At 64.2% G+C, this 1,941-nt stretch carries 3 pseudogenes; all 3 read left to right on the top strand.

The features are described 5' to 3' along the window. Nucleotides 1-61: 61 nt before the first annotated feature. Nucleotides 62-928: pseudogene (locus AB1460_RS37135) on the top strand (recombinase family protein); the annotation flags it as partial. 538 nt (nucleotides 929-1,466) lie between these two features. Beyond that, nucleotides 1,467-1,724, top strand: a pseudogene (locus AB1460_RS37130) (reverse transcriptase domain-containing protein); the annotation flags it as partial. Nucleotides 1,725-1,742: 18 nt separating this feature from the next. Next, nucleotides 1,743-1,941 (top strand): annotated as a pseudogene (locus tag AB1460_RS37125) (group II intron reverse transcriptase/maturase); the annotation flags it as partial.

Below are 1,941 nucleotides of genomic sequence, written 5' to 3'. Positions count from 1 at the left end.
CCATTCGGGTGCGACGCTGACACGCCCGGCGCTGGAACGGCTGCGCGACCTGGTCGCGGCGGTGCAGATCGATGTGGTTCTGTGCTATTCCCCGGACAGACTTGCCCGGAAGTTCGCCTATCAAGCGCTGCTGATCGAGGAGTTCACGCGGGCGGGTACCCGCGTCGAGTTCATCAAAGGCCCTCGTGGCGACAGCCCGGAAGACCAGCTCATGGTCCAGTTCCAGGGGATGTTCGCGGAATATGAGAAGGCGCAAATCCTGGAGCGTTACCGACGCGGGAAGGCACACCGTGCCCGGGCGGGGTCGGTGAACGTGCTGTCCGGGGCGCCGTTCGGGTATCACTACCGTCGGCGGTCCGACCAGCTCGGTGCCGGCTACGAGATCCTTCACCACGAGGCGATCCTGGTCACCGAGATGTTCCGCCGCTACGCCGACGAAGGCGCCTCCATCGCGACGCTGGCCCGCTGGCTGACCGAGAAAGGCGTGCCGACCCGCACCGGCAAGAATCGCTGGGACCGGTCAGTGATCTGGGCGATGCTACGGAACCCCGCCTACAAGGGGACGGCGGTGTTCGGGAAGACGATGATCGACAACACGCCGGCCGGTCTGAACCGGGTGGCGCGGCTTCAGGGGCGTTCAACACCGCGGCCGACCAGAGTCGTCGACCGGCCTCGTGACGAGTGGGTCGAGATCCCGGTGCCCGCCCTTGTCAGCGAGGAGATGTTCGAACGGGTCGCGGCCCGCCTCGAGGAGAACAAGCGTTTCGCGCCCCGCAACACGAAGACGATCCCCTCACTGCTGCAGGGTCTCGCAGCGTGCTCGGCCTGCGGTTACGGCTACTACCGCACCTCGACACGGACTACGAACAAGAAGATCTACTACTACCGGTGTCTCGGTTCCGACGACTACCGCTACGAGAACGGCCGTGTGTGCTGGAACAAGCCGGTCCGCGCCGACTACCTCGACGAGACCGTCTGGGAACACATCACGAAACTGATCAGCGATCCGACTCTGATCCGCGCCGAGATCGACAGCCGGCTGCGCCAGGCTCGTGATGCGGATCCCGCCAAGCGTCAGCGCGGACAGGTCGAGCTCGCGCTCACGAAGACCACCACTGCCATCGCGCGCATGATCGAGGCGTTCCAGGAACAGCTGATCACCCTTGACGAGCTCCGCGCGAGAATGCCCGAACTCCGCACCCGCGAAGCGAACCTCCGCGGCCAACTCGACGCTCTCGACAGCCAGATCGCCGACCGCGATCTTTATCTCGCCCTCGCAACCGACCTCGAGGGATTCCTGTCACAGCTGGGCGAGAACGCGAAAAGCACCGAGATCACCGACCGCCAACGCGTCCTGCGACTACTCGTCAAGAACGTTCTGATCGGCCCCGAGAAGATTACAATCCGGCATCGCATCCCACTTCGCCAACGAACATCAGACCGCGACACTCCGGCCGCTAGCGCTGATGCGGAGGGTGACCAGAGGGCTGGTTGCCAAGTGCGTTGGGGGCGTACTCTCACCGTTGCTCTTGAATATAGCACTCCAGGGCATCGAGGAAGCCGCCGGGACCAGGCACAAGAAGAACGGAGACACGCAACGGGGAACCCCTGCCGTGATCGTCTACGCAGACGACCTGGTGGCTTTGTGCCACAGCCGCGAGCAGGCCGACCTGGTCCAGGAACGACTCACAGCATGGCTGGCACCGAAAGGTCTCCGCTTCAACCCGGCGAAGACCCGCATCGTGGCCATTGAAGACGGGTTCGATTTCCTGTCTTTCAACGTCCGGCGGTATCACACCGCCGACGGCCCGAAGCTGCTGATCAAGCCCAGCAAGGAGTCGCTGGTCACCATCCGGCGACGGCTGAAGACTGAGATCCACACCCTGCGCGGCCATCCGGCAGCCGACGTGGTCAACCGCCTCAACCCGATCATCCGGGGAC

The organism is Parafrankia sp. FMc2 (assembly GCF_041008525.1).
Classification (GTDB): domain Bacteria; phylum Actinomycetota; class Actinomycetes; order Frankiales; family Frankiaceae; genus Parafrankia.
The sequence above is the reverse complement of the archived record's forward strand: the minus strand, read 5'-3'. Positions and strand labels throughout refer to the sequence as shown.